The sequence below is a fragment of the Methylorubrum aminovorans genome, assembly GCF_022179725.1.
In the GTDB taxonomy this organism is placed as follows: Bacteria; Pseudomonadota; Alphaproteobacteria; order Rhizobiales; family Beijerinckiaceae; genus Methylobacterium; species Methylobacterium aminovorans.
The window spans coordinates 128,292-153,765 of record NZ_BPRC01000009.1 but is presented as its reverse complement, the minus strand read 5'-3'; the positions used below and the strand labels follow the sequence as shown (position 1 = coordinate 153,765).

Here is a 25,474-nt window from a genome sequence, read left to right as displayed (position 1 = left end):
ACGCTCACGTCACACGAGCGGGAAAATTCGGAAAGATTTCCGGCTGCCCGGCGTTTCGACGCCACCGTCATCGGCACGGTTGGGCGTCGGGCCCCGTTTGACTTCATGTTCGTGTTCTATTGGATCGTCGGCGTCCTGGTCGGCGCGGTACTGCTCGCCGGCTTGGCGCGGCGTTTGCGCGCGCCCTATCCGGCCTTCCTGGCGCTCGGCGGCGTGGGCATCGCCTTCATCCCGGGTGTGCCGAGTCTCAGCCTCGATCCCGAACTGGCGCTCGCCCTGTTCCTCGCGCCCGTGCTGATGGATGCGGGCTACAGCACCTCGCTGCGAGATCTGAAGCGCAATGCCCGCCCCATCGCCGGGCTCGCGGTCGGGGCGGTGGCGGCGACGACGGCGGCGGTCGCGGCGGTCGCGCTCTGGCTCGTCCCCGACATGCCGCTCGCGGCCGCCATCGTGCTGGGCGCGATCGTGGCGCCGCCCGATGCGGTGGCGGCGCTCTCGGTGCTCGGTCACGTCTCGCTGCCGCACCGCCTTGCCACGATCCTGCGCGGCGAGAGCCTTCTGAACGATGCCGCCTCGCTGCTGATCTACCGACTCGGCGTCGCCGCCGCTGTGACGGGCCATTTCTCCTTCGCCGAGGTGGCGCCGGCCTTCGCGATCGGCGTCGTCGGCAGCCTCGTGGCCGGGCCGCTCGCCGCGCTCGTCTACCTGCGGATCCTGCGCCGGGTCGAGGAACCGATGAGCGTGATCGTGCTGCAGTTCTCGGCCGCCTTCGGCCTCTGGATCGCTGCCGAGGCGCTGGAATTGTCCGGCGTGCTGACGGTGGTGAGTTTCGCGATCACCGTGGCCCGCCGCGCCCCCGGCCAGACCTCGCCGCGCCTGCGGGTGATCTCGAACGCGGTTTGGGACACGGCGATCTTCGTGCTCAACGTTCTCGCCTTCGTGCTGATCGGCGAGCAGATCGGGCCGATCCTCGCGCGGATGACGCCCGAGCAGGAATTCGCCTACGCCTCCGTCGCCGGGGCGGTGGTCGTCACCGTGATCCTCGTCCGTATCGCCTGGGTGCTGCCGGCGAGCGCCATCCGCCGCGTCGGCTTCGGCACCGATCCCGCAGATCGGGACGACCCGCGTAAGAGCCGCGATCTCGGCCTCGGCGCGGGCTTCGCCGTCTCGTGGTCGGGCATGCGCGGCCTCGTCACCATCGCCACGGCCCTGGCCCTGCCCGAGGGCGGGCCAGGCGGCGGGTTCCCCTACCGCGACCTGATCGTGCTGACGGCCTTCTGCGTGGTGATTGGCACGCTCGTGGTGCAGGGCCTCACCCTGCGTCCGATCCTGGCGTGGCTCGGCCTGGAGGATTCCGATCCGGTCGGCCGCGAGGTGGGCCGGGCGCGGGCCGAAGCCTACGGGGCCGCGGTCGAGGCTCTGAGCGGCGACCGGTCGGAGGCGGCCGACGCCCTGCGGCGGGAGTTTCACGCCGCCCTGGCCAAGGCCGAGGCGCACGAGGAAGGTCTCGCCCCGGAAGGCCTGCCGACCGACCGGCCGCGCCGGCGCGCGATTCACGCCGCCCGCGACCGCCTCCTCGCGCTGCGCCGAGATGGGCGGATCGGCGACGATGCCTACTTCGTGCTGGAGGAGGAGCTCGATTGGGCGGAGCTCAATGCAACCCCGCGGGGCGAGGCGTGATCGGCATAGGATGCGCCGCTGAAGTCTCGCTCTTCATCTTCGAATGCGCCGAGTGCGAGGTGAAGTGAAGGCGCAATTCGTCGTAGGTCTGCGCGGAAGATGTACGGGGAGTTGTGAATTCGCACGCATGTTTCGCGCGCAAAATCGAGGATGATGTGACATATGAACTGTCTGTCGCCTCATGATTATAATCTTTCCGCCACATTCATGTGTGAAGAAATGGTTCGTTGATCGAAATTCAGTGTTGCATGTAGGACAATAGATCTAATTTTCCAAAATAACTGTGTGTGATCGAAATATACAACCGCAGATTTTGAGCGTTTCTCAAGCAAACGCGTTAAAAATCGTGGACTCGGAGCGGCGACGACAGAGGGCAGTGGTCGGAAGTGCGCCGGGAAAGTCTTTCGCTCACGTGTCACGTCATGGCGTGTGTCCAGCGACGCGTTTGCGATCTCTCATATCTTCGCGCCCTCCGCTGGCGCAAATGGGCCGGAGGCGGCACAGATGCTGATTTCAATGTTCGAGCCGTCACATCAACTTCCGCATCCGCCGAAGCGGTTCGATGCGGCAGGTCGCGCTGGCCGGGAGCGGCCGTGCTGATGGTTGCGAGCGCAGTCTGCCTCGTCACGGGTGTTGGTCTGGCGGCCCAGGCGCACCGCTTCGGCCCGCGCTCAACGCTCGCCGAATCCCTGGCCGGCGTCCTGCTGATTCTCGGCCTCGCGCTGATCGGCTCGGGGTTGCCGGTGTTTCGATAGCGGCGTCGCGCGTCGCCCCGCCGGGCAGGAGATGTCTGAGACCGTTCCTGGGGCGATCGGTTCGGTCTTGCTCTCACCGCCTTTATTCCGGGGCGCTGGTCAGCGAGCCCGGACCCGAGGGGCGCGCCACAGGCGTGCAACCCATGGCGGGCCTCGACATCATGTCCAGCGTGGCGTCGCGGGCAGATCCCGGGTTCCGCTGCGCCGTCCCGGGCCGCTGTTACGGGCTCACGCGGGCGGCGAGCCTCGCCTCGATCGCATCCCAGACCGAGACCGCCAGATCGGGGCCGCCGAGCCGCTTGATGGTGCGGATGCCGGTAGGGGAGGTGACGTTGATCTCGGTGAGATGCCCGTCGATCACGTCGATGCCGACGAGGATCAGGCCGCGACGGCGCAGTTCCGGGCCGATGGTGGCGCAGATCTCGCGCTCCCGCTCGGTCAGGTCGGAGGCGCCGGCCGCACCGCCACGAACCATGTTGGAGCGGATGTCGCCCTTGGCCGGCACGCGGTTGATCGCGCCCATCGGCTCGCCGTCCACGAGGATGATGCGCTTGTCGCCCTCGGTGATCTTTTCCAGGAAGCGCTGCACCACCCACTGCTCGCGGAACGTGGCGGTGAACAGGTCGAACATCGATCCGAAGTTCGGATCCTCCTCCGAGACCCGGAACACCGCCGCGCCGCCATGCCCGTGCAGCGGCTTCATTGCGACGGTACCGTGCTCCTTGCGGAACGCCTCGATCTCGGTGCGGTCGCGGGAGATCAGGGTCGGCGGCATCAATTCGGGGAAATCGAGGACGAACAGCTTCTCCGGTGCGTTCCGAACCTCGGCCGGATCGTTGACCACCAGGGTGCGCCCGGCGACCTTCTCCAGCATGTGGGTGGCCGTGACGTAGGCCATATCGAAGGGCGGATCCTGGCGCATCAGCACCACGTCGACCGCGGCGAGATCGATGCGCTCCGGATCCCCGAGGCTCGCATGTGCGCCCTCGACGTCCCGGACCGTCACCGGCTGGGCATAGGCCGTCACCAGCCGGCCCTGCATCGAGAGGCGGTCCGGCGTGTAGGTGTAGAGGCTGTGGCCTCGCGCCTGCGCTTCAAGCATCAGGGCGAAGGTGGTGTCGCCCGCGATGCGGATCGACTGGATCGGGTCCATCTGGACCGCGACGCTCAACGCCATGCTCGTCCCCGGCTTACCGTGCGCGTTCCGCCGAAAAAGCGGGCTCTCGACGAGCCCGCTCCGTTCCGATCAATCGCTCTCCGATGGCGGCGGTCCTCGGGCACCATCCCGAAGGGTGCCCCCCGGCTTTCGGAAAGAAACGATGCTTTAGCGCTGGCCACGGGGCTGCGAGGCGCCGCCGGTGCGCCGGTCATAGTCGCTGATCGCGGACTTGCACTCGGGCGAGAGGCGGGGGCGATTGCGCGTCATGCAGGCATCGGCATCCGAGCTGTTCGGATCGACGCCGGCGCAGAGCCGGAAATAATCGTTGGCGCAGCCGAGCTGCAGTCCCTGGTCCTCGCGCTGGGCCTGGGCCGGGCTCGCCGCCACCAGGGCCAGCAGCGCGAGCGGCGCCAGTCTCAGGGCCGTGGACGCGCCGCGCGCCGCGCCGCCAAATCGTGAGAAGTCCGGACGCATCCTGCCTTGTCCTTCGCTCGATCCAAAATGAGTTGGCACCGCATATCGGGCATCGCCCCTCGTTAGCAAGCGCAGCACGCCGCCGCTCTCGTGCGCGCCGACACGCGCGGCCTGAGCTTGCGACCCATGATCGAAGGGCCGAAAAGAAAGGGGCCCCGCAGCGGGATTCGCGCGGGGCCGAAGTCAAGGGAGGAAACGCCCGCCATGGGCGCAATCCGTCTCGCAAAGACCGTGCCGGAGACGCCACGCGTGCTGGCGAAGGCCCCTGCCGGCCCCTTGGAAGGCCGGAATGCGGCGTGTGTTGAAACACTCCGTTAACCACGTCGTGCTGAGCTTTTTGCCGAGATCGCCCGGCCGGGGCGGGCCCGTCCCGCTCACGAGCAGCGCCCGCCCGACCCGCCGCCCCCGTTCCGGACGGCGACGGGCGGGAGCCGGCCGCCACACACATCGACGGGACAGGCCCATGCCCTCTTCCAAGACGTCTTCATCCGCCCTGTCCGCGAAGCCGGGTCATCGGGATCGCGGCGCGACAGACTCGGTCGTTCCCTTCGTCCCCACGACGAACCGCCGCTTCCGCCGCGAGGCGGATGATGCGCCGCGCGGCCAGATCCTGCTGTTCACGGGTGTGCGCTACGAGAGGATGCCGGAGGTCGAGGTCCTGCCGGTTCCGCGCCGCCGCCGCTCGTGACGCGCCTCGGCTCGCGACTCTTCGGCCTGCCTCCCCGCGCTCTGCTTCTGGCGCCGCTTCTGCTGAGCGCCTGCGCGCAGGAGGGGGATTTCGGCCGCCCGGCGCCGAGCGCCTGGAACCGGCTGATCGAGACCACCGGGACCCTGGCGGCCCGCGAGCGCGGCACGCCGGCTTCGGTCTATCCGCTCACCGACGACGAGGGGGTGCTGCGCGACCGTGCCTGGCGGTTCCTGATGCCCGCCGACAGCCGGGCCGCCTTCGAGGATGCGCTGGCCAATCTGACCCGTGCCCGCGTTCTGCCGCCGCGCTGGCGGCAGCCCGACATTCCCGCCTATCACGGCGATTTGATCTCCGAGTCGTTTCGGTCTCCTCATTCGCGCTACCGAAAGTTGTCGGAGGACGCTGTCGCCGATGGTCGGCTGATCCCGCCCTTCGCGGCACTGGCCGGGCGCGTCTTCGAGGCGGATGCGGTACGGCTGCGTGCCTTGCCGTTCGCCAAGAGCCTCGACGATGGGGACGTGCGCCAGGCCGCGATGCGGGTGGCCGAGAACCGCTGCCTCGTCGCCTGGATGCGCTTGGAAACCTCCCTGCGGATCGTTCGCTACCGCTACGCGCTCGAACATTTCCTGGTCGAGATGCCCGGTCGCGAGGCGGCGCCGGCCGAGCAGGCGGTCGCTTTCCTCGAAGGGCGGCGGGGGCTGCTCGACCCGCTCCTGCCCCCGGACGCCGCCGCCCGCTGTGGCCTCGTCGATCCGCCGGAGCAGGCGGTGGTGGCCCCGCCGGTCATTGCCAAATATTAGGGTATCTTCCCGAAAGCCGGCCGCCGGCTTTCGGACGAGGACGATGCTTGAGCCCAGGCCTCGCCCCGGAATCGGCAGGCTCATCAGTTCGGAGTGAAGGGGATCGATGCGAACCATCGTCTACGCGGATGGCGGCTGCGACCCCAATCCCGGTCCCGGCGGCTGGGGCGTGGTGATCCAGGATCCCGCCGGCACGGTCGAGCTGCATGGCGGTGAGCGCGCCACCACCAACAACCGCATGGAGTTGACCGCCGCGATCAGCGCGCTGGCCTATTTCCCCGAGGGCGCCGCGATCGAGATGCGCTGCGACAGCCAATACGTGATCAAGTCCGTCACCGAGTGGATGCGCGGCTGGAAGGCTCGTGGTTGGCGCACCGCCACGGGGCCGGTGAAGAACATCGACCTGATGCAGCGGCTCGACGCGCTGGCCGCCGCCCGCGACGTGCGCTGGACCTGGGTGCGCGGCCATGCCGGCGAGGCCGGCAACGAGCGCGCCGACCGTCTCGCGGCGCTCGGCCGGCGCGAGGCCCTGAGCGGGAAGGCTTCGGGTGAAACGGTGCTCCCGCCGGCCGATCCCGTGCCGGCCGAGGCTGCGCCGGCGCCCGCCCAGCCTGTGCAATCCAAGACGGTGCCGATGGCCCTGAGCGCGGATCTCGCCAACGCCCTGTCGCGGGCGGCGGCCCGGGCTGGCATCACCCCGCAGGCCTATCTCGAGGATGCGGTGCGGCTGGCGCTGGAACTCAAGCCGCCGGGTGTCGCCCGCGTCCGGGCCGAGTTGCAGAAGGCGTCCTGATCGGGCCGGGGATGGGCGCCATGGATCCGGCCTTCTTCGATCGCCCCGCCGCGACCGTGGCCGCCGACTTGATCGGCTGGCGCCTGCTCGCGGACGGTGTCGGCGGCCGCATCGTCGAGACGGAAGCCTATGACCGGACCGATCCGGCCTCCCACAGCTTCGCCGGGCCGACGCCGCGCAACGCCAGCATGTTCGGGCCGCCGGGCCGCGCCTACGTCTACCGCTCCTACGGCCTGCACTGGTGCCTCAATCTCGTCTGCGAGACCGGCAGCGCCGTGCTGCTGCGCGCGCTCGAACCGACCGCGGGTCTGGAGACGATGCGCGCCCGCCGCGGGCTCGACACGCCGCGCCTGCTCTGCGCCGGGCCCGGCCGGCTCGCTCAGGCCCTCGGCATCGACCGCTCGCATGACGGCCTGCCCCTCGACCGGGCGCCTTTTACCTGGGTGGCGCCGGTCGGACACGTGAGCGTAGCCGCGACGACCCGCATCGGCATCAGCCGCGGGGTCGAGGCGCCCTGGCGCTTCCTCGTCCCCGGCTCACCCTATCTCAGCCGGCCGCTGCCGCGGACAAGGTCCGGCGCCGGTGCGGCAGGGTAGGGCTCAGGTCTCGGCGAGGCCCGCACTGGATTGCGAGGGCGCGCGGCCGTGCGGCGTGCCGAGATATTCCTCGGAGCGCATCTCGATCAGGCGGGAGGCGGTGCGCTCGAACTCGAAGGCCTCGCGGCCCTCTGCCGCGGTGTAGAGCCCGGTCGGCTCGGCTTGGGCCGAGGCGACGAGTTTCACATGCGCGTCGTAGAGCGTGTCGATGAGGGTGATGAAGCGCTTGGCCTCGTTGCGCTCCGCCTCACCCATCACCGGGACCCCCGAGACGATCAGGGTGTGGAAGCTGTCGGCGAGCGCCATGTAATCGGAGGCGCCGAGCGGCTTGCGGCACAGATCGTCGAAATGGAAGCGGGCGACGCCGCCGGCCTCCTCCGGCACCGGCACCGCACGGCCCTTCACCGTGACCGTGCTCGGCTTGCCCTTCGCGCGGCCCGTGAGCGCCCTGAAGGCGGCGTCCAGCGCGGCATCGGCCGTCGCGTCTGCGGGAACATGGTAGACCGAACTGCCGCCGAGCTTCTCCAGCCGGAAATCGGTGCGGGAGTCGAGGCGCAGCACCTCCACCCGCTGCGTCAGCTCCGCCACGAAAGGCAGGAACAGCGCGCGGTTGAGGCCGCCCTCGTAGAGCCGGTCGGGCTCGACGTTGGAAGTCGCCACCACTGTCACGCCGCGCTTGAACAGCGCTCCGAACAGGCGGCCCAGGATCATCGCGTCGGCGATGTCGGTCACCGTGAACTCGTCGAAGCACAGCAGCGTCGCCTCCGCCGCCAGCGCGTCGGCCACCGGCGGGATCGGATCGTCGCCCTTCGCCTCGCCGCGCTTCAGCGCCTGCCGGTGGGCGTGGATGCGCTCATGCGCGTCGGCGAGGAAGCCGTGAAAGTGCACCCGCCGCTTCGGACCCGGCGCAACCTCGTGGAACAGGTCCATCAGCATGGTCTTGCCGCGGCCGACCGAGCCCCAGATGTAGAGCCCCTTCGGAGGCCCGGCATCGTCGTCCTTGCGACCGAACAGCCAGCCGAGCGCACTGCCCTTCTTCGCCCGGCGGCGGCGTTCCAGATTCTGCACCAGCCTGTCGAGGGCCTGGACGAGGCGGATCTGCGAGGGGTCGCGCTCGATCGCGCCCGAGGCCACCAGGGCGTCGTAGCGCTCGCGGACCCGGCCGGGCGGGGGCGCGCCGGCGCGGGCAGGGTCGGAGGGGGCGTGACTCTCGGGCATCCCGGCCGATCGTTCGCGTGAGGAAGCGCCTCGTTCGGCGAGCGGGCCGGCGGAGACGGGACTTGCCCGCTCTGCCGCGCCGCGACACGGCGATCAAGCCGGCACGAGGCAACCGTGCAAACATCCGCTCCGATCCGAAGCTCGCGCCATGGCACCGCCGGGGCGGCACTGCGATCTCCGGCATGTAGCCGGCGGTTCTACTCCGTGATGCGGGCGACCTTCAGCGCTCGATCGAACATCTCGCGGAGCGCCGCGGTGATGCCCTCCGCGCTGTCGGCCTTGAAGAACATGCCTGGCGAGGCGCACCTGCGCAGCGGGTCGGCGAGGGTCGGGCTGAACCCGTTGACCAAGTTGTTTTCCCGCACGATAGTGGCGTCCTTGCCATATGTCTTGACAAAATTATACGGAATATAAAGCACTGAAATGGTTGCGCCAGCGTTTTTCAGGTCAGTGCATTTTGATGAATCGATCTGAGCAGGCTGCGATCCGTCCCATTCGGCGTTGCGATAACCTGTGAACTTTGACGGATTGCCGGGATAGGTCCTCTTGTCCTTCCAGGACGAATAGGTCTGGCTGTTCTGCATCCCGTCGGTGATGAGGAACACGAACGGCTTCGGATTCGTCACGCTGGACCCGTTGCCATAGGTCTGGATAGCCGATTTCATCTGCGGCAGGGCCGTTTCGAAATGGGTGCCGCCGCTCCCGGTGCCGGTGGTTGGATCGTTGTTGGTGTAAAGTTGTGTGCTGCCGGTATCGAGAAGCTTGGTGAAGGCCAGTGGCCACTTCTTGTCGCACTCAGCGAGGGTTTTCATCGAGGCCAGCGATGTGGTGGTGTCGCTGAGCGGGGACAGCGTCGCCAACCGGTTGATGAACGGGTAGATGCCGATCCGATACTGGTTCGGCACGACTGGCGTCGAGGCCCGGTCGAGAAGGGCGCAGACGGCGTTGTTCACGGCGTCGGACCGCAACTGAATTTTTCCCGCGGCCAGATTCCAACCCTTCGCCGTTGGGAAGTGACACGCGAACTGGCAATTTCCCTGGGACTCGACACTCTGGCTGGCGAGCTTCTCCGCATCGGCATCCGTCGTCGGCAGCCCCATGGAGCCCGACACATCGACCATTAGGTAGAAGTCGGAGTAGCCTGCCAGGTCCGCCGAGGCGGTCACGGTGTTGCTGAAGGTCGACGCCGACACGCCGAGGATCTTCCCGAAGACGCTCTGAACCGTCGCCGTATAGGTGATTGTCGCGGTGAGCACGTTCCCGCTTCGTGTCACCTGCGGCGGCGACAGGTTCACTGTCGCGAACGACACGCTGCCGGCATTGATGTTGAAGGCCTTGAGGGACTGGTTCCGGCCCGCGGTAAGGCCGGCGCTTGTCACATCGCTCTGCTTCGCGTTGGCGGCGATGTACTCCTTGGCCGTCACGACGCCCGCGAGTGCCGCAATGTCCGCCGCGTTGTCGAGCCGCGTCTTGCCGGTGATCGCCATGCCGTAATCGACACCGAGACCGACGAGGCCGACGGTCGGAATCACCGCCAGGGCGAACATGACGTTGATGCTGCCGCCGTGATCGGAGGCCAGAGCCTTCGCCCGGCCCTTGAGCCGGCGCGCGCGGGTCAAAAGCCGGTACATCTGGTCGCGATCCCTGTGTTGTTGGCCGTGTCGTAGTTCACCAGCGAAGCGTAGCGCGGCAGCACGTAGGCCGATCGCGCGATCCGGATGGCCGGAACGAAGCCCGAGCCGAAGGTCGGCTCGAAGTCGAACACCACATCGATCACCACGAGGGACCCGGGTCCGTAGGACGAGCGCGGCAGGGTGGCCCGGTTCGGCGCTGCATTGTCGTCGGCCGGCAGCTGCGCCGTGTTGCAGGGTCGATAGTTCTCGCCGCTGGCCGGCTGGTGCGTGCCGGTGCTGGTCCAGACCACGTTGGCGTCGAAGCAGGCGCTGAGGTCGCCGCTGGTGTCGGTCCGGCTCTGGCAGGCCGCGTTCCTCGCCCTGAACTGAATGGCGGCGTAATTGATCGAGATGGTCTGCCACCACGCGACGCCGCGGCGCTTGGCATCCTTCATCACGTAGGGAAAAAGCACGAGCGCCGAGTCGTAGCTGAAGTGCAGGTCGGCGGCGTTGACCTGCGCAACCGTCGTGTTCCTCGGCGGCGCCGCCTGCGAGATCATCTGGCTGATCGAATGGGCGACCAGTTCGACCTTACGGGTCGCGTCGATGTAGGCAACGATCTGGATGCTGGCGAACATGATCAGCAGCAGGGTCGGCAGGATCAGCGCGAACTCGACGGCGGCCATGGCGCCTTCGGCCGCACGGAAGCGCGCGACACGGAGGGCAAGGCCGGTTCGGGCGGCCCGCAACAGAGCCCCGCTGCGGCGGCCGCACCCGCGCGTCGATCCCGGAACGGGCAGCGCCGCGGGCGAGGGCGTATGAGGGGGATGCACCGCCATCAGTACTGCTCGTTGCGGAAGGCCGCGGCCGAGATCGCGAGATAGGCCGGCTTGCCGTTGTAGGTCGCTCCGCCGCTCAGCCAGGACGAGATCGGTGCGGGCAGGAAGGTGATCGGATAGATGACCTGCAGGTACTGATAGTCCCCCCGGCCGCCCATATTGAGCACCCCGGCCCCTGACGCGAGATTGGAGACGATGACGCCGTTCATGTCGGAACTGACGAAGGAGTAGTAACCGCTGGGCTGCGCCGATCTCGGCACGACGTAAAGGTTCACGATGATGTCGTTGCAGGAGAACGCGGCCGGCAGATATCCGCAGACGCTCTGCTTGAAACCCTCCAGTGTCGCTGCCGTGGATTGTGACTGGAGGTCGCCGGTCAGGATCTTCCGTGATGCCCGCGCCGTGGCATTGTCGAGCACCTGGTTGATATACAAGACTAAGGCCGTTGCCATGATGAAAAACAAAGTGATGATGAATGCCGAGCCGACCAGAGCGAATTCTACGGCTGCCGAGCCCTGTTCGTTCTCAATGTATTTCGATTCTTGCCGCATGATGGCAGTCTATCGGCCAGAATTTAAATAAAAGATAACATGATGTTAGAAATCCTGGGCTTTGGTGTTTGACCGGAGTTGCGTTCCTGCGGTTCGGCGAGCAGGTCGGTCCCGACAGGCCAGCCATGCGGTCGGGCGTGACGATCCGGCACTTTGGTGCATTGCGATAGGAAGGGTCGCGGGCCAAATCCCATGTGACCGCGTCGGGGAGGGGGCCTGCGCGGCCGATCGCCGATCCGGCATACCGCAAGAGTTCTTCGCTTTCCCGATGTCCTCCGCCTCCGTGTCCTACTCTCCCGTCGATCGTTCCTCGCGCCGTCCAGTTGCACGTCGCGGCGAGACGAGCCTGCGCCGCCTCTGGCCGAGCGACGGCCCGGCTTTGCGCGCCTTCTTCCTCCGCCTCGATGCCGAGACCCGTGCGAGCCGGTTCATGGCGTCCGTCGGGGACAGGGCTTTGGCCGATTATGCGGAGCGGGCGACGGTGATGTCCGGCATGGTCGTCGGCGTCTTCGTGGGCGGCACCCTGCGGGCGCTCGGCGAGTTGCGCCCCTTCGGCAGCGGGGCGTCCGGAGCGCGGCGTGCGGAGGTCGCGCTCACGGTCGAGCAGGGATTCCGGCGGGCGGGCCTCGGCACGATGCTGCTGCGGCGTATGACGGAGGCGGCCCGCAATCGCGGCATCGCCGAGCTTCATCTGCGCTGTCTGCCCTACAACGCCGCCATGCGCCGGCTGGTCATGGGTTTCGGCGCGCAGATGCGTCTTGAGGAGGGCGAGAACGAGGGAACGATCCGGCTCGCTCAGGCGACGCCGCTCTCGCTGTGGCGAGAGGGAATCGAGACGGCCCTCGATTTCGGTCTCGCCGTGACGGCCTTGCCTCAGCTTCCGCTGCCGCGGGCGGCCTGAGTCCCGTGCGTCACGCCGCCTCGTCCGGCCAGGCGACGATGCGCTCGACCAGTTCCTCCTCGGCAAACTCCTCCTCGTTGCCGGCGACGCGTCCGCGCACCGAGATGCCGGCCTCGTGGACGCTCGCCCGGCGGCCGGTCTTAAGCGGGTGCCAGGCCGGCAGGTCGCGGCCCTCGCGCACGAGGCGGTAGGCGCAGGTCGGCGGCAGCCAGGGAATCGTGCGCACCGCCTCAGGGGTCAGGCGCACGCAGTCCGGCACGCGCTTGGCACGGTTGCGATAGTCGCGGCAGCGGCAGGTATGGGTGTCGAGCAGCGTGCATCCGACATCGGTGTGGTGGATCTCGCCGGTGTCGTCGTCCTCGAGCTTGAGCAGGCAGCAGCGTCCGCAGCCGTCGCACAGGCTTTCCCACTCCGCCGGGCTCATCGCCTCCAGGCTCTTCACGCGCCAGAACGGCCCATCGCTGCGCTCGGCCATCTCTGGCGCCTCGCCTTCCTTGATCGTCTCGTTTCGGGACAGGGTGCCCCTCCTGCCGCATGGCCGCCTCGGGGGCAAGCGTGGCCGGATGATCGGCTCTCCACGCCATCCGACGGCCGGATTCGGCGGTTAGAGTTTTCTTAAGGTTAATGCGCGGTTGACGGGGCGCCGGGTGCCGCCGGCCCGTTCTTCGCGTTCCTTAACGGAAGCGGAAGCTCGCGGGCCGGCGCGTGTCCTGATACAGAACGTATCGGGGTATCGTTGTCGGTCTGCACCGCTCCTCAACCGACCCGGCCAACGTCGAGAGAAACCGGAATCCGCCTTGCGCCTGCCCAGCCTCAAGACGCTGACGACGCGGATCAGCCGCGCGGCCCTGGCCTTCGATGCCTGGGTCAATGCGAGCCTCTACGAGGGCAGCCATTCCACGACGGAGGCCTATGAGCGCTTCCAGGCGCGAATGCAGGTCTTCTCCGTCCGCGGCTGGAAGCGAACCGTCCTCGACCTCACCAGCGAGGGCGTCACCATCGGCACGGCCGGCGCCCTGATGCTGCTGTTCCTGGCCCAGCCCGCCTTCAATCTCACCAGCGACAACTGGCTCAAGGCCCAGGATCTCGCCGTCACCTTCCTCGACCGCTACGGCACCGAGGTCGGGCGCCGCGGCATCAAGCACGACGACTCCCTGAAGTTCGACGATTTCCCCGAATTGATGATCAAGGCGCTGCTCTCGACCGAGGACCGGCGCTTCTACGAGCATTGGGGCATCGACCCGATCGGCACGGCGCGGGCGCTCGTCTCGAACTCGTCCGGCAAGGGTAACATGCAGGGCGGCTCGACCCTGACCCAGCAGCTCGCCAAGAACCTGTTCCTGTCGAACGAGCGCTCGCTGGAGCGCAAGATCAACGAGGCGTTCCTCTCGTTCTGGCTCGAGACGCACCTGACCAAGAACCAGATCCTGAAGCTCTATCTCGACCGCGCCTATATGGGCGGCGGCACCTTCGGCGCGGTGGCGGCGGCGGATTACTATTTCGGCAAGCGTCTGCAGGACATCACGCTGGCGGAGGCCGCGATGCTCGCCGGCCTGTTCAAGGCGCCGACCAAGTACTCGCCCAACGTCAACCTGCCGGCCGCCCGCAGCCGGGCGGTGGACGTGCTGCACAACATGGTCGAGGCCGGCTTCGTCACCGAGGGTCAGATCCAGACGGCGTTGCGCAACCCCGCGACTCCGGTGACCCGCACCAAGGACATCACCGCCGACTACTACCTCGACTGGGCCTTCAACGAGGTGAAGCGGCTGGCCGATGCCGGCAAGCTGCGCAACGACCGCGTCCTCACGGTGAAGACGCCGCTCGATCTCTCGATCCAGCGCTCCGCCGATCAGGCAGTGGAGAACACCCTGCGCCGCTTCGGTGACCAGTACGACGTCGACGAGGCGGGCGTCGTGATCCTCGACCCCGACGGGGCGCTGCGCGCCATGGTCGGCGGCGCCGATTACGGCGAGAGCCAGTTCAACCGCGCCACCGACGCGCTGCGCCAGCCCGGCTCCTCGTTCAAGCCCTACGTCTACGCCGCGGCGCTGGCCTCGGGTCTCTACAAGCCGGACACGGCGGTGGTGGACTCGCCCGTCTGCGTCGGCAACTGGTGCCCGCAGAATTACGGTCGCTCCTATTCCGGCCGCCAGCCGATGTGGCTCGCGGTGGCGAAATCGGTCAACACGATCCCGATCAAGATCACCACCGCCATCGGCAAGGGGATGGGCATCACTCACGAGTGGAAGGCGGCCAAGGCGGGGCGCGAGAGAATCATCCAGCTCGCCAAGGCGATGGGTGTGACGACGCCGCTCACCGACACGCCCTCCCTGCCGATCGGCGCCACCGAGGTGACGGTGATGGATCAGGCAGCGGGCTTCGCCGTCTTCGCCAATGGCGGACGGGTCGCCAAGCCCTACGTCGCCAGCGAGGTGCGCAATTCCAGCGGCGAGGTGATCTACCGCCACGCCGACGAGAAGCCGGTGCAGGTACTCTCGTCCCAGGTGACGGCGGACATGAATTACATGCTCAACAAGGTCGTCGAGGAGGGCACCGCGCGCAAAGCCCAGATCGAGGGCGTGAAGGTCGCGGGCAAGACCGGCACCACCAACGGCTACCGCGATGCATGGTTCGTGGGCTACACCGGCAATTATGTCGGCGCCGTCTGGTACGGCAACGACGACCACAGCCCGACCAACAAGATGACCGGCGGTTCGCTTCCCGCGATGACGTGGCACGAGATCATGGCGCCTGCCCATCAGGGCATCGAGCTGAAGCCGATGCCCGGCCTGAACGACCGCAGGAGCGCGCCGCAGGCGGCCCAGGCCCAGGCCGACAGTGCGGCGGCGGCTGCCAGTTCGAGCGGCCGGCTCTCGCGCCGCTCCTTCGAGGTGCTGTCGAGCCTGAACGGTCTGTTCCGTACCGTCGAGACCAGCCGCTCCGCGGCGAAGCCCGAGCCGGCGCGCTCCGGCGCCGTCGCCCCCGACCGGATGCGGGCACCGGGCCTCGCGCCCGTCGACGTCGCCGAGGGCGCCCGCGCCTCCGGCGGCTTCGGGACGCCCTGAGGCCGCTCCCGATGGCCCTGTCGAGTGGAGTCGGCCCGGCGACCGGAGCCCCTGGGCGCGAGGATGCGTCCTCACGCTTGCGCCGCCTCGCGCGCGGCGCCGCCTCGCGCAGTTCGCGGGTGGGATTGTTCGTCTACGCGCTCACCCTCGGCGGCCTTCTGGGTCTCGCCAGCGCCGACTACGCCACCAGCGGCGGCTATCCCTTCGGCGGAACGTCGATCGGAAGTTGGACGGCGTGGCCCAAGGCCGGCTCGCTCGATTCCGACCCCTATGCCCGCGCCGTCAATGCGCGGCGCGGCGACATTCCTCTCGCGGTCGGGGAGGGCATGCTGCTGACGGCGGCCAGCGACGATAGCGGGCGGACGCTGGATGCCGCCTGCACCTATCGCCTCGCGGGGGTCACGCCCCCGGCCCGTGCCTGGACGATCACCGTGTCCGGCCGCGGCGCGCCCGCGCCGGGGCAGGAACCAGTGCGAACCGGATTCACCTCCACCGAGATCCTGCGCGAGACGGACGGCCGTTTCGCGATCCTGCTCAGTCCCGAGGTTCAGGCCGGCAACTGGCTGCCGATGCCGCGGCCGAGCGGGCCGGTTCGGCTGGCGCTTCGCCTCTACGACACGCCGGTCGCCGCGAGCGTTGGCTCGCTCGACCGCGACAGCCTGCCGGCGATCGAGCGGACGGGGTGCGCTTCATGAGCCGGAGCGCCTTCTGGCTCGCCACCGCCTGCGGCCTCGTCATCGCCGGGATCGTCCACATCGCGACCGTGCTGGCGATCCCGCGCTTCTCGGAGGGCGACGCCTTCACCCGCGCCCGGGCGAGCGAGACCCTCGACCACCCTTTGCGCATCCACGGCCTCGCGGGCGGCCCGCCGGCTGCCGGCGGGGCGTGGCTGCCCAATCCCGATCCGGCGGTCTCGGTCGGCGTGTGCTCCTACGACCTCGACGACGGGCCGATGCGGGTCTCGGCCCAGGCCGGTTCGCTGATGCTCTCGGTCTCGATGCACAGCCGCCGCGGCGCCTTCTACGCGGTGACCGATCAGGCCGCGGTGCGTGGCGGCCTCGATCTCGTGGTGATGACCCGCGCCCAGTACGATGAGGCTCTGGCCAACGACGTGGCCGGCGAGGTGACGCGCGACGTGCGCATCATCGCACCCGCCCGGCGCGGCTTCGCGGTGGTCCGGGTCATCGCCGCCCTACCGAGCGAACGCGCCGTGGCCGACGCGGCGGTCCAGGCGGTGGCCTGCACCATCGACAGCCCGGCCGAGCCGACCGGGGACGAGGCGGGGAACGGCAAGAGCTAGCGCATTGGCCCGAAGGACGGCCGCCGGCTAGGGCGCCCCTCCCGGACGGGTCGCGTCCCGGATCGCTTCGCTGTCACTCGCGCTGACGGTCGGGGCGATACCTGAGGTGATAATCCGGAGGGGTGTCAAAGCGCCACGCGGCGTCCTCGGATCGACGATGGAGCGGCACACGCGAAGCGGGGTCTCATACCAAATCCGGTCGATCCCTTCGGGATGGCGGATCTGGCTTTCGCTCAAGCGCCGCGCGGGCTTGCTGATCCGCTCCCCTCTCTGATCAAGCGGAGGCCGTGTTAGCCTCCGGCTTTCAAGGCGCGCGCGGAGGTTTCTTGCCGGTCCGGCTTCGGAAGCGAGACTTTCATGCGGATCGCCGCGAAAGCCATGCGCGTGGTTCGATTGTACCCACGGCGATTTTTCTTTAGGGTCCGAGTCTTAGGTCTGTCGCAGGGCTTCTGCCGCGCGGCTGCCGTCGGCGGGGATGCCTGTCGCGGAAGATCACAGAGCCGAAAGAGGCTGCTGCCTTCCGCACGGGGGCCTTTTCGGAGGCGTCGGCGGAGCGCGAGGCGGCCCGACGATTCGCGAAGGCGGCTCGCCGCCCCCATATCGGCCGGTGTCGGATCCGTCGGCGGGTTCGAAACGACAGTGCGCCGCGTGCGCACCGAGGAAGAGTGTCATGAGTCAAACGGGCCGCGATGACCCGCAATCCCTCGACAACCAGCTCTGCTTCGCCGTCTACGCGGCGGCGCATGCCTTCGGTCGCGCCTACCGCAGCCTCCTGGCCCACCACGAGCTGACCTACCCGCAATATCTCGTGCTGCTGGTGCTGTGGGAGGAGGAGGGCCTTTCGGTCAAGGAAATCGGCAGCCGCCTCTTCCTCGATTCAGGCACCCTCACGCCGCTCCTCAAGCGCCTCGAAGCGTCCGGCCATGTCCGCCGCGCCCGTGACCGGCCGGACGAGCGTCAGGTCAGCATCTTTCTCACCGAGAAGGGGCGGGGCCTCAAGGGGAAGATGGACTGCCTGCCTCACACGGTGGGCGGCATGACCGGGATGACCCTCGATGAGCGGCGCGCGCTGCTCGACAGTCTGGCCCTGATGCGCGACGAGCTTCACGCCCGTGCCGGCAGCACCGAGCTGACCGCGGCCAATGCGCCCGGCTGAAGCGCGGTTCCGCTGAATCGAGACAGAAGCCGTATCGGCGAGGCTGCGCGTCGCTTGAGATCCCCGTAGGGGGAGCGCGATGGGTCTCGCCGAGGCACGGCTTTGCCATCCGAATGGAGCCGATCGATCCGGGTATGACGGGCCTATCCCATCGCAGTCCGGATACGAAAAAGCCGCCCCGAAGGGCGGCTTTCCGTTTTTCGAAACAGCGGCGCGCGGGCGCCGCTCGAAACTTAGGACTTCGACTTGATGTAGGCGATGATGTCGTCGACCTTCTTGGGGTCCTTGACGCCGGGGAAGACCATCTTGGTGCCGGGGACCTTCTTCTTCGGATCGATCAGCCACTCCTTGAGGTTGGCCTCGTCCCAGGTGAGGCCGGACTTCTTCAGCGCGTCGGAGAAGGCGTAGCCGTCGGCGCCCTCGCCAGCCTTCGCACCGAAGACGCCCTTCAGGGTCGGGCCGACGCCGTTCTTCTCGAAGTTGTGGCAGGCCTTGCAGGGCGCGAACGCCTTCTCGCCGGCGGCGGCATCGCCCTCGGCATGGGCGGCGACAGGAAGCAGCAGCGCGAAGGCGGCGCCGAGGATGAGATGACGCATCGTTTTTTTCCTCCTTGGAACGGCCGAAGCCGGCTTGCTTATGGCAGAGCTTTTAGCCTTAGAACAGATATAGACTAAGCCGGGCAGTCGTCCAGCCGAGGCCACTTCACGAAGACGCTCACGCTCCTTTCGGTGGCTGCATGGGTCGGCAGGAACCACTTGTGCGTCTCGAACGTGTTTCGGCTAGAATGCGCTATCGGCGTCGTCCGGGTAAAACCTAGGATCAGGCGGCTGAAGCGGGGCTGAAGGTCCCGCAGGGCACCTGTGGATGACCGACCGGCGCGAGCTCACCATCGAAGTGAGCCCGGTCCGACAACGCGCGTCCGAGCGAAGACGCCGAACCCATTTCTGGAGGAGATGCCGGCCATGTCGATCGCCTTCCCCGCACCGGATGCGGATGTCGTCGCCCGCCGTGACGCGATCATCGAGGGGCTGTCCGCGCTGGTGGCGCCGGAGGCCCTGGTGACGACGGAGGACGAGCGCCGCGCCTTTGAGACCGATGGGCTGACCGCCTACCGCAAGATGCCGCTCGCCGTGGTGCTGCCCTCGACGACCGCGGAGGTCTCGGCGGTGATGGCCTTTTGCCACGCCAACGGCGTGCGGGTGGTGCCGCGCGGCGCCGGCACGTCACTCGCTGGCGGCGCCATCGCGCAGGAAGACGCGATCATCCTCGGGGTGGGCAAGATGACGCGCATCCTTGATCTCGATTTCGCCAACCGCACCGCCCGGGTCGAGGCCGGGATCACCAATCTCGCGATCTCGGGGGCCGTGGCACACGAGGGCTTTTTCTACGCCCCCGATCCGTCGAGCCAGCTCGCCTGCACCATCGCCGGCAACATCGCCATGAATTCCGGCGGGGCGCATTGCCTGAAATACGGCGTGACCACGAATAACCTCATGGGCGTGACGCTGGTGACCAACGACGGCACCGTGGTCGAGCTTGGCGGCGAGCATCTCGATGCGCCCGGCTACGACCTGCTCGGCCTGATCTGCGGCTCGGAAGGGCAGCTCGGCATCGTCACCGAGGCCACCGTGCGCATCCTGCGCGCGGCCGAAGGCGCGCGGCCCGCGCTGGTCGGCTTCTCCTCGGTCGAGGATGCCGGCGCCTGCACCGCGGCGATCATCGCCGCCGGCATCATCCCCGTCGCCATCGAGTACATGGACCGCGAGGCGATCCTCATCACCGACGATTTTTCGGGAGCCGGCTACCCGCGCGACGCCGCGGCGATGCTGATCATCGAGGTCGAGGGATCGGACGAGGAGTGCACGGACATGCTGGCCCGCATCGAGGCCATCGCCGCAGGCTTCAACCCGACCAGCATCCGCGTCTCGAAATCGGAGGCCGAGTCCGCCGCGATCTGGAAGGGCCGCAAGTCCGCCTTCGGCGCCACCGGCCGCATCTCCGACTACATCTGCATGGACGGCACGATCCCGACCGGTCAGCTCGGCCACGTGCTGGAGCGGATCGAGGCGATCTGCGCCGAGCAGGGGCTTCGCGTCGCCAACGTGTTCCACGCCGGCGACGGCAACCTGCACCCGCTGATCCTGTTCGACATCAACACGCCCGGCGAGTTGCAGAAGGCGGAGGCCGCGGGCGACGCGATCCTCAAGCTCTGCGTCGAGGTCGGCGGCTGCCTCACCGGTGAGCACGGCGTCGGCATCGAGAAGCGCGAGCTGATGCGCTTCCAGTACGCGCAAGCTGACCTCGAACAGCAGATGCGGGTGCGCAACGTGTTCGACCCGGCCTGGCTGATGAACCCGGCCAAGGTGTTCCCGCTCGAAGGCCGGGTCGCGGCCTGACCGACGGAACGGATGCGGTCGGCAGCCGGTTGGCGTCTCATCCGATCGCATCGGCCCGGAGCCTCGGCTTCCGGGCGATGCTTTCATGAGGGACTCACGCCAAGAGGTAGGTGCCATGAAGCATCCAATTCTCACCGCCGCCGTCCTCGCCCTGGGCGTCGCGGCCCTCGCCGGCCCGGCCGAGGCCAAGGGCTGCCTCAAAGGGGCCGTCGTCGGCGGTGCGGCGGGCAGCATGGCCGGCCACGGCAAGGCCGGTGCCGCCGCCGGTTGCGTCATCGGCCACCACGAGGCCAACAAGAAGGACAAGGCAGGCGGCCAGAACGCGCAGCCAGCTCCGGCCAAGTAAGCGAGCGTTCCCCGTGCCGCGCTACTTCTTCCACACTCGCATCGCCGCCGACACGCTCACCGATGAGGATGGCGTGGAGCTGCGCGATCCGGATCAGGCGTGGCGGGTGGCGCGGGCGACGATCCGGGCGAGTCTGGAGGACGAGGGTGGTGACCCGCGTCTCGTCGCGGCGATCCTCGTCGTCACCGACGAGGCGGGCGAGGTGGTCCTGGAATTCCCCTTCGCCGAGGCGATCGACGCAGCGGATGATCCGGCCGAGCCGGGGGAGGGGACCCTGCACTGAGAGGGCGGGCTCTCACCCTTTCGGCCCGAGCCGCTCGCAGCGGAAGGCGCCGTAGCCGCTGCGGGCCAGCCGCTCCGCCAGGGCCGGCAGGAACAGTTCCGCCTCGCTCGCCAGCGTCCAGGGCGGATTGATGACGACGAGGCCGGTGCCGGTCAGCCGCGTCGGATCGTCGGGCCGCTCGATCATCAGGTCGAGGCGCAGCGCCGGCCGCTCCAGTCCCTGGTCGAGTGCCGCCGCCATGCGGTCGATCCCGGCGACATCCTTGACCGGGTACCAGCCGAGATATGTCCCGGTCGGCCACTTCCGCGCGGCCTTCAACAGGTGCGCGCCCAGCCGGTCGATCTCGCCGCGCTCCTCGTAGGGAGGATCGATCAGCACGAGGCCGCGGCGCTCCGGCGGTGGGATCAGTGCGTTGAGGGCGGTCCAGCCGTCGAGATGCATCACCTTGGTGCGGGAATCGCTGGCGTAGCGCTGCGCCAGCGTCTGCGCGTCGGCTGGATGCAACTCCACGAACACGCCTTTGTCGCCCGCGCGCAGATGCTCGCGAATGATCGCGGGCGAACCGGGATAGGTGGTGGGGCCGAAGCGCGCCTTCACCGCCGCGACCGCCGCCCGGTAGGGCGCGAGCAGGGCCTCGACCTCCGGTTCGAACGGCGCGTCGAGCCGGCCGAAGCCGTCACGCCATTCGCCGGTGCGCCCGGCCTCGTCCGCCTCGAGATCGTAGACTCCGAGGCCCGCATGGGTGTCGATCGCCCGGAACGGTTTGTCCTTGGCGCAGAGATGTACGAGCACGCGCGTCAGCACGAGGTGCTTGAGCACGTCCGCGAAATTGCCGGCGTGGAAAGCGTGGCGGTAGTTCAGGGCATGGTCCTCACTGTCTGAGGACCGCGCTTAACAGGAAAGTCCTGCCCGCGTCAGCGCGCCGCCTCGACCGAGACCTCACCCGCGCGGCAGTTCTGGCGCGCGACCTCGGGGCAGGGGGTGAAACCGCGCAGATCCTTCGAGAAGCAGATCCGCACCTCCTGCAGCTGCCCGCGGCGGCAGGTCACCGACATCATGTCCGGGCGCAGGCCCTTGTTGGCCATCACGAATTGCCGGGCGATCTCGATCGGGGCGGCCCGCATGTCGCCCTGCGGCTTCACGAAGGCCTCAGGGATCGTCACCGCCTCGCGGGCCGTCTTCACCGCCTTGAAATAGGCGACCGGATCGAGCCCGGAGCAGGTGCCGTGGGTGCGCCACTCGTGGCGGGCGAGCCCCTCGCTCGGCATGATCTCGCCCGCGGCCTCCACTGCGTTGCGGGTGAGGGGACGTTCCACCGCCGAGCAGTTCGAGGGATAGCCGCGCTCGTATTGCGGCCACAGCCCGTGCACCACGAAGCCGAGGCCGCGGCCCGGTGCGCACTGCCCATTGCGGTCGCGGCGCGCGCCCTCGCCGTCGCAATAGGTCGGCGACCACGACAGCGCCAGCACGTAGAAGTCGAAGCTGCCGGGCTCGCCGCCGCGGCGAAAGCCGCCGAAATCCTGTGCCTGTGCGCCGGAGGCCAGGGCGAGGCCGAGGGCCAGGGCAGCGAGGCGGCGAAGGCGAGGCATGGACGGGACTCGGGGCGCGGGACGTCTCAGGACGATGCCGGGGGCGGAGTACAAGTCAAGCGTGTGTTCGCCGCCCGCCCACCTTTCTCAACCATCGATCAGGGCCGGGCCATCCGGCAGGCGGTAGCGTAGGCGTAGGCGTTGTTGCGGTCGAGGCCGTGGACGCAGAAATCGACGCCCCAGGTCGAGCCGATGATGCCGAGGCTCTCGCGCACCGAGTAATCGACCTTGCGCCGCACACCGTCCGAGGTGGTGGCCAGCGCCGAGCAGTAGCGGCGCGGGATGAAGTCGACGCCGTAGGGCCGCCACGCCGTGCGCTCGATCCGCTCGTAGGAGACGATCGTCAGCGAGGAGTTCCAGAACTTCGCCTCCTTCTCGGCGAACTGGGTCGAGACCTTTTCCAGAACGCCGGTGTCCTGGCAGCCGGGAATGTCGGCGTCGTAGGGGAAGGTCTGCTCCTCGGCCGGCGAGATTTCCTCGCGGCCGGAGCGGGCGAGCGCCGGCAGCACGGACGACGCCGTGAAGAGGCCGAGCGCCAGGACGGCGAGGGGAAGGTTCGGGCGCATGCCGCTCTGATCCGCCTGTTGAGGGTACCGCGCGACGCCCGCCCACGCAGGGCGTGTCGCGGCGGGCACCGGATGGGCGAAAGACGATGCGCCGCGCTTGGCTCAAGTCAAGCTTCGACCGGGCGCGGGCGCCGCTTTTGGGCCGGCCTGGGGTGTGCCGGGCACACCCCGGACGGATTAATAGATCGGCTCGTCCGAGGCGTGATCCGAGGCGTCGGGCGCGGCGAGCGACAGCGGCGCATAGGCCGCGTCGTGCGCCGGGACCGGGGCGCGCCGGGGTGCCGGTGCGGCGGCGTAGGCGGTCGGCGCAGGGGCGGCGGGTGCGCGGGCGACCCGCGTGCCGGTGGTGCGCGAGGAGGTCGGGGCGACGCCGTAGGGATCGTCTTCCTCCACGTCGATCGGCGCCTGGGTCGGCATCGTCTGCCGCGCGGGCGGCCGCGGCGAGGCCAGCGGACGCGGCGAGCCGTTGGCGGCGTTGAGCTGCGACTCGAACTTCAGCAGCGGCTTGCACACGCGTCGCAGGCCGCGCGGGTCGTGCATCGCGAGATCGACGTGGATGTGGTCGTAGTGGAACACGTTGGAGCCCGGCGCCAGCACGGTCGAGAACCGGGCGCACGCCCCCACGAAGACTTCGCGCAGGAAGGCCTGCTCGGCCTCGGTGCCGCGCCAGCCGCCCTTGACGGTGATGACGTGGCCGTCGGCGAGCGTGAAGGACATGATGTCCAGCGCGTTGCCGAAGGAATGCTCGGAGAGCTTGGCGCCGGCCTGGTTGTTGCGGCCGCGGCAGGAATAGGAGCCCGCGTTGATCTCGGCCACCGGCACGCCGAAATAGAGGGTGGCGGCCGGCTGGATCGTGTCGGCGAGCCACGCCTCGGCCTCGGCCAAAGCCGGGCAGGCCAGCGTCATGCGCTGCTTGAGCGCCACCGTGCCGCCGCCGAGCCGCGTCACCCGGAAGGGTTGCTGCATGCCGCAGGGGCCGGGGCCGTCGATCTCCTTGGCGAGCGAGACATAGGCCGTCGGCTGCACCAGCTTGCGCGCGATGCACATCTGTTCGGCCTGGTCGCGCCATGCCTCCCGGCGTTCGAACCGGTTGATCGCACAGCCCGTGAGCCCCGCGCCGAACAGCACCAGGGCCGAGAACGCTAACGCTTTACGCCACATGGACCGGACGATGCGCACCGTCGCGTAAACGAGCCGCTAACGATGCTGCCTCGCGCCTGACCCCTTGTGGAGCGCTGTTGACAGATGGGTGACGGGCGGTGACTCGACGATGCATGATATCGCTCCTCGACATCCGCACCCGCATCGCCGACGGTACCCTATCCGCCGCGGATTCGGTTCGCGCGGCGCGCGAACGGATCGCCGCGCGCGATGCCCGCATCGGCGCCGTGCTGCGCACCGCGCCCGAGGCGGCGGTGCCTGACACCGGGCCGCTCGCCGGCATCGCGGTGGGCATCAAGGACATCATCGACACCGCCGACATGGCGACCGAGTGCGGCTCGGCGATCCATGCCGGCTGGCGGCCGAGGGCGGACGCGGCGATCGTGTCGCGGCTGCGGGCGCTCGGCGCCGTGCCGCTCGCCAAGACCGCGACCACAGCCTTTGCCGGCCTCGATCCCGCCGCCACCGTGAACCCGCACGATCCCGACCACACGCCGGGCGGTTCCTCCTCGGGCTCGGCCGCCTCGGTCGCCGCCGGGATGCTGCCGCTGGCACTCGGCACCCAGACCGGCGGCTCGGTGATCCGCCCGGCGGCCTTCTGCGGGGTGGCGGCGATCAAGCCCTCGTTCCGACTGCTGCCGACGGTGGGCGTCAAGACCTTCTCCTGGGCGCTCGACACGGTGGGCCTGTTCGGCGCCTCGGTCGCCGACATCGCCCATGCGCTGGCGCTGATCGCGGATCGGCCGGGCATCGAGACGGCGGCACCGGAGCGCCCGCGCCTCGCCCTCTGTCTCCAGGATTTCGCCGGCAGCCCCGACGCGGACGCCCTCGTTGCCCTGGAGCGTACCGCCCGCGCCGCCGAGCGGGCCGGGGCGTCGGTGCGCGATCTCGTCCTGCCGGAGCCCTTCGCGCGGGCCTGGGCCGCGCACCCGACCGTGCAGGATTTCGAGGCGCGCCAAGCGCTCGCCTGGGAATATGCCGAGCATCGCGACGCCCTGCCGCCGGTCCTGCGCGGCCAGCTCGACCGGGCGCAGGATCTCAGCGCGGCCGACTACGACGGCGCCCGCCGCGAGGCGCACCGGGCGCGCCGTCTGCTGAAGGAGCTGTTCTCGGATGTCGACGCGATCCTGACGGTGTCCAGTGTCGGCCGTGCCCCGCACGGGCTCGGCTCGACGGGGGATGCACGCTTCAACCGGCTCTGGACGCTGATGGGCGTGCCCTGCGTCAACGTTCCGGTGCCGGGCGACGGCCTGCCGCTCGGCGTGCAGGTGATCGCCCGCTTCGGCGACGATGGGCGAGCGCTCGCCGTCGCGCGAGCGATCGAAGGGGCGCTGGCGTCGGCGTAGAGGCGTCCTGAAGAGGTCGACCGCGACGCCTTGGTGGCGAATGCCGGTCTCGATCTGCGGGTCTCGGCCAGCGCGACGCTCGGTCTGGCCTATACCGGTCAGGTCGGCGCCCGCGCCCAGGATCACGCCGTCAAGGGAGGCTTCACCTACCGTTGGTGAGCGTAGCCTCCGAAGCCGCGGTTCACTGAGGCGGATGCGA

General features: G+C 68.8%; 28 protein-coding genes. 16 read left to right on the top strand and 12 right to left on the bottom strand.

The window, feature by feature from the left end; all coding sequences use genetic code 11:
• The first annotated feature begins 105 nt into the window (after positions 1-105).
• Together MFF24_RS14405 and MFF24_RS14400 are read left to right on the top strand one after the other, a co-directional pair.
• Complete coding sequence (locus MFF24_RS14405) at positions 106-1,680, top strand: cation:proton antiporter (RefSeq protein WP_238225107.1); 1,575 nt, start codon at positions 106-108, stop codon at positions 1,678-1,680.
• A 599-nt stretch (positions 1,681-2,279) separates the two neighbouring features.
• Positions 2,280-2,435, top strand: a complete 156-nt coding sequence (locus MFF24_RS14400; RefSeq protein ID WP_238225105.1) for a hypothetical protein — start codon at positions 2,280-2,282, stop codon at positions 2,433-2,435.
• Positions 2,436-2,655: 220 nt separating this feature from the next.
• On the opposite strand, the gene gshB is transcribed toward MFF24_RS14400, so the two are convergent.
• Both gshB and MFF24_RS14390 read right to left on the bottom strand, forming a co-directional pair.
• Positions 2,656-3,612: a glutathione synthase gene (gshB, locus tag MFF24_RS14395; protein WP_238225103.1), complete on the bottom strand. Its 957-nt coding sequence runs from the start codon at positions 3,610-3,612 to the stop codon at positions 2,656-2,658.
• A gap of 147 nt (positions 3,613-3,759) precedes the next feature.
• On the bottom strand, positions 3,760-4,068 hold the full coding sequence (locus MFF24_RS14390; RefSeq protein WP_108938899.1) for a hypothetical protein: 309 nt from the start codon (positions 4,066-4,068) through the stop codon (positions 3,760-3,762).
• A gap of 463 nt (positions 4,069-4,531) precedes the next feature.
• Between MFF24_RS14390 and MFF24_RS14385 the strand changes: the two genes are divergently transcribed.
• The 4 genes from MFF24_RS14385 to MFF24_RS14370 all read left to right on the top strand — a co-directional run bounded on the left by MFF24_RS14385 (position 4,532) and on the right by MFF24_RS14370 (position 6,945).
• Positions 4,532-4,756 carry a hypothetical protein gene (locus MFF24_RS14385; RefSeq protein WP_238225101.1) on the top strand — a complete coding sequence of 75 codons (225 nt, stop codon included), beginning with the start codon at positions 4,532-4,534 and terminating at the stop codon, positions 4,754-4,756.
• Positions 4,753-5,556, top strand: coding sequence for a hypothetical protein (locus MFF24_RS14380; RefSeq protein WP_238225099.1), 804 nt, complete (start codon positions 4,753-4,755; stop codon positions 5,554-5,556). Before MFF24_RS14385 ends, MFF24_RS14380 begins: the two co-directional genes overlap by 4 nt.
• Positions 5,557-5,662: 106 nt before the next feature.
• Positions 5,663-6,349 (top strand): ribonuclease HI, encoded by a 687-nt coding sequence (gene rnhA, locus MFF24_RS14375; protein WP_238225097.1) that lies wholly within the window; start codon positions 5,663-5,665, stop codon positions 6,347-6,349.
• A gap of 20 nt (positions 6,350-6,369) precedes the next feature.
• Complete coding sequence (locus MFF24_RS14370; RefSeq protein ID WP_238225095.1) at positions 6,370-6,945, top strand: DNA-3-methyladenine glycosylase; 576 nt, start codon at positions 6,370-6,372, stop codon at positions 6,943-6,945.
• 3 nt (positions 6,946-6,948) lie between these two features.
• On the opposite strand, the gene zapE is transcribed toward MFF24_RS14370, so the two are convergent.
• The 4 genes from zapE to MFF24_RS14350 all read right to left on the bottom strand — a co-directional run bounded on the left by zapE (position 6,949) and on the right by MFF24_RS14350 (position 11,166).
• Complete coding sequence (gene zapE, locus MFF24_RS14365) at positions 6,949-8,163, bottom strand: cell division protein ZapE (RefSeq protein ID WP_238225094.1); 1,215 nt, start codon at positions 8,161-8,163, stop codon at positions 6,949-6,951.
• Between the two features lie 197 nt (positions 8,164-8,360).
• Positions 8,361-9,794 carry a TadE/TadG family type IV pilus assembly protein gene (locus MFF24_RS14360; protein ID WP_238225093.1) on the bottom strand — a complete coding sequence of 478 codons (1,434 nt, stop codon included), beginning with the start codon at positions 9,792-9,794 and terminating at the stop codon, positions 8,361-8,363.
• Complete coding sequence (locus MFF24_RS14355) at positions 9,779-10,462, bottom strand: TadE family protein (RefSeq protein ID WP_238225092.1); 684 nt, start codon at positions 10,460-10,462, stop codon at positions 9,779-9,781. The genes MFF24_RS14360 and MFF24_RS14355 overlap by 16 nt, the downstream gene beginning before the upstream one ends.
• Positions 10,463-10,614: 152 nt before the next feature.
• Positions 10,615-11,166, bottom strand: coding sequence for a TadE/TadG family type IV pilus assembly protein (locus MFF24_RS14350; RefSeq protein WP_238225091.1), 552 nt, complete (start codon positions 11,164-11,166; stop codon positions 10,615-10,617).
• Positions 11,167-11,434: 268 nt separating this feature from the next.
• Here MFF24_RS14350 and MFF24_RS14345 point away from each other — a divergent pair, with 268 nt between their 5' ends.
• Positions 11,435-12,067, top strand: a complete 633-nt coding sequence (locus MFF24_RS14345; protein ID WP_238225090.1) for a GNAT family N-acetyltransferase — start codon at positions 11,435-11,437, stop codon at positions 12,065-12,067.
• A 10-nt stretch (positions 12,068-12,077) separates the two neighbouring features.
• Here MFF24_RS14345 and MFF24_RS14340 read toward each other — a convergent pair whose 3' ends face one another.
• The gene (locus MFF24_RS14340; RefSeq protein WP_238225089.1) at positions 12,078-12,542 is read right to left on the bottom strand and encodes a YcgN family cysteine cluster protein; all 465 of its coding nucleotides are present in this window, start codon (positions 12,540-12,542) and stop codon (positions 12,078-12,080) included.
• 322 nt (positions 12,543-12,864) lie between these two features.
• Here MFF24_RS14340 and MFF24_RS14335 point away from each other — a divergent pair, with 322 nt between their 5' ends.
• From MFF24_RS14335 to MFF24_RS14320, 4 genes are all read left to right on the top strand, one after another.
• Positions 12,865-15,132, top strand: coding sequence for a transglycosylase domain-containing protein (locus MFF24_RS14335; RefSeq protein WP_238225088.1), 2,268 nt, complete (start codon positions 12,865-12,867; stop codon positions 15,130-15,132).
• A gap of 11 nt (positions 15,133-15,143) precedes the next feature.
• On the top strand, positions 15,144-15,827 hold the full coding sequence (locus tag MFF24_RS14330; RefSeq protein ID WP_133089941.1) for a DUF1214 domain-containing protein: 684 nt from the start codon (positions 15,144-15,146) through the stop codon (positions 15,825-15,827).
• Positions 15,824-16,432 (top strand): DUF1254 domain-containing protein, encoded by a 609-nt coding sequence (locus tag MFF24_RS14325; protein WP_133089940.1) that lies wholly within the window; start codon positions 15,824-15,826, stop codon positions 16,430-16,432. Before MFF24_RS14330 ends, MFF24_RS14325 begins: the two co-directional genes overlap by 4 nt.
• Positions 16,433-17,102: 670 nt before the next feature.
• Complete coding sequence (locus MFF24_RS14320; RefSeq protein ID WP_238225087.1) at positions 17,103-17,588, top strand: MarR family winged helix-turn-helix transcriptional regulator; 486 nt, start codon at positions 17,103-17,105, stop codon at positions 17,586-17,588.
• A gap of 233 nt (positions 17,589-17,821) precedes the next feature.
• On the opposite strand, the gene MFF24_RS14315 is transcribed toward MFF24_RS14320, so the two are convergent.
• Positions 17,822-18,184, bottom strand: coding sequence for a c-type cytochrome (locus MFF24_RS14315; RefSeq protein WP_108938888.1), 363 nt, complete (start codon positions 18,182-18,184; stop codon positions 17,822-17,824).
• A gap of 366 nt (positions 18,185-18,550) precedes the next feature.
• Between MFF24_RS14315 and MFF24_RS14310 the strand changes: the two genes are divergently transcribed.
• From MFF24_RS14310 to MFF24_RS14300, 3 genes are all read left to right on the top strand, one after another.
• Complete coding sequence (locus MFF24_RS14310; protein WP_108938887.1) at positions 18,551-19,984, top strand: FAD-linked oxidase C-terminal domain-containing protein; 1,434 nt, start codon at positions 18,551-18,553, stop codon at positions 19,982-19,984.
• Between the two features lie 115 nt (positions 19,985-20,099).
• On the top strand, positions 20,100-20,330 hold the full coding sequence (locus MFF24_RS14305; protein ID WP_108938886.1) for a hypothetical protein: 231 nt from the start codon (positions 20,100-20,102) through the stop codon (positions 20,328-20,330).
• Between the two features lie 13 nt (positions 20,331-20,343).
• Complete coding sequence (locus MFF24_RS14300; RefSeq protein WP_108938885.1) at positions 20,344-20,613, top strand: DUF6894 family protein; 270 nt, start codon at positions 20,344-20,346, stop codon at positions 20,611-20,613.
• A gap of 12 nt (positions 20,614-20,625) precedes the next feature.
• Here the strand turns inward: MFF24_RS14300 and MFF24_RS14295 are convergent, their stop codons facing one another.
• From MFF24_RS14295 to MFF24_RS14280, 4 genes are all read right to left on the bottom strand, one after another.
• Positions 20,626-21,432 carry a 23S rRNA (adenine(2030)-N(6))-methyltransferase RlmJ gene (locus MFF24_RS14295; RefSeq protein WP_238225085.1) on the bottom strand — a complete coding sequence of 269 codons (807 nt, stop codon included), beginning with the start codon at positions 21,430-21,432 and terminating at the stop codon, positions 20,626-20,628.
• Positions 21,433-21,527: 95 nt separating this feature from the next.
• On the bottom strand, positions 21,528-22,202 hold the full coding sequence (locus MFF24_RS14290; protein ID WP_108938883.1) for a ribonuclease T2 family protein: 675 nt from the start codon (positions 22,200-22,202) through the stop codon (positions 21,528-21,530).
• Positions 22,203-22,300: 98 nt separating this feature from the next.
• The gene (locus MFF24_RS14285; protein ID WP_108938882.1) at positions 22,301-22,768 is read right to left on the bottom strand and encodes a hypothetical protein; all 468 of its coding nucleotides are present in this window, start codon (positions 22,766-22,768) and stop codon (positions 22,301-22,303) included.
• A gap of 177 nt (positions 22,769-22,945) precedes the next feature.
• Entirely contained in the window at positions 22,946-23,929 is a 984-nt protein-coding gene (locus MFF24_RS14280; protein ID WP_238225083.1) for an extensin-like domain-containing protein, read from the bottom strand.
• Between the two features lie 113 nt (positions 23,930-24,042).
• Between MFF24_RS14280 and MFF24_RS14275 the strand changes: the two genes are divergently transcribed.
• Together MFF24_RS14275 and MFF24_RS28840 are read left to right on the top strand one after the other, a co-directional pair.
• Positions 24,043-25,275: an amidase gene (locus MFF24_RS14275; protein WP_238225081.1), complete on the top strand. Its 1,233-nt coding sequence runs from the start codon at positions 24,043-24,045 to the stop codon at positions 25,273-25,275.
• 33 nt (positions 25,276-25,308) lie between these two features.
• Positions 25,309-25,434 carry a hypothetical protein gene (locus MFF24_RS28840; protein ID WP_283214505.1) on the top strand — a complete coding sequence of 42 codons (126 nt, stop codon included), beginning with the start codon at positions 25,309-25,311 and terminating at the stop codon, positions 25,432-25,434.
• Positions 25,435-25,474 lie beyond the last annotated feature (40 nt).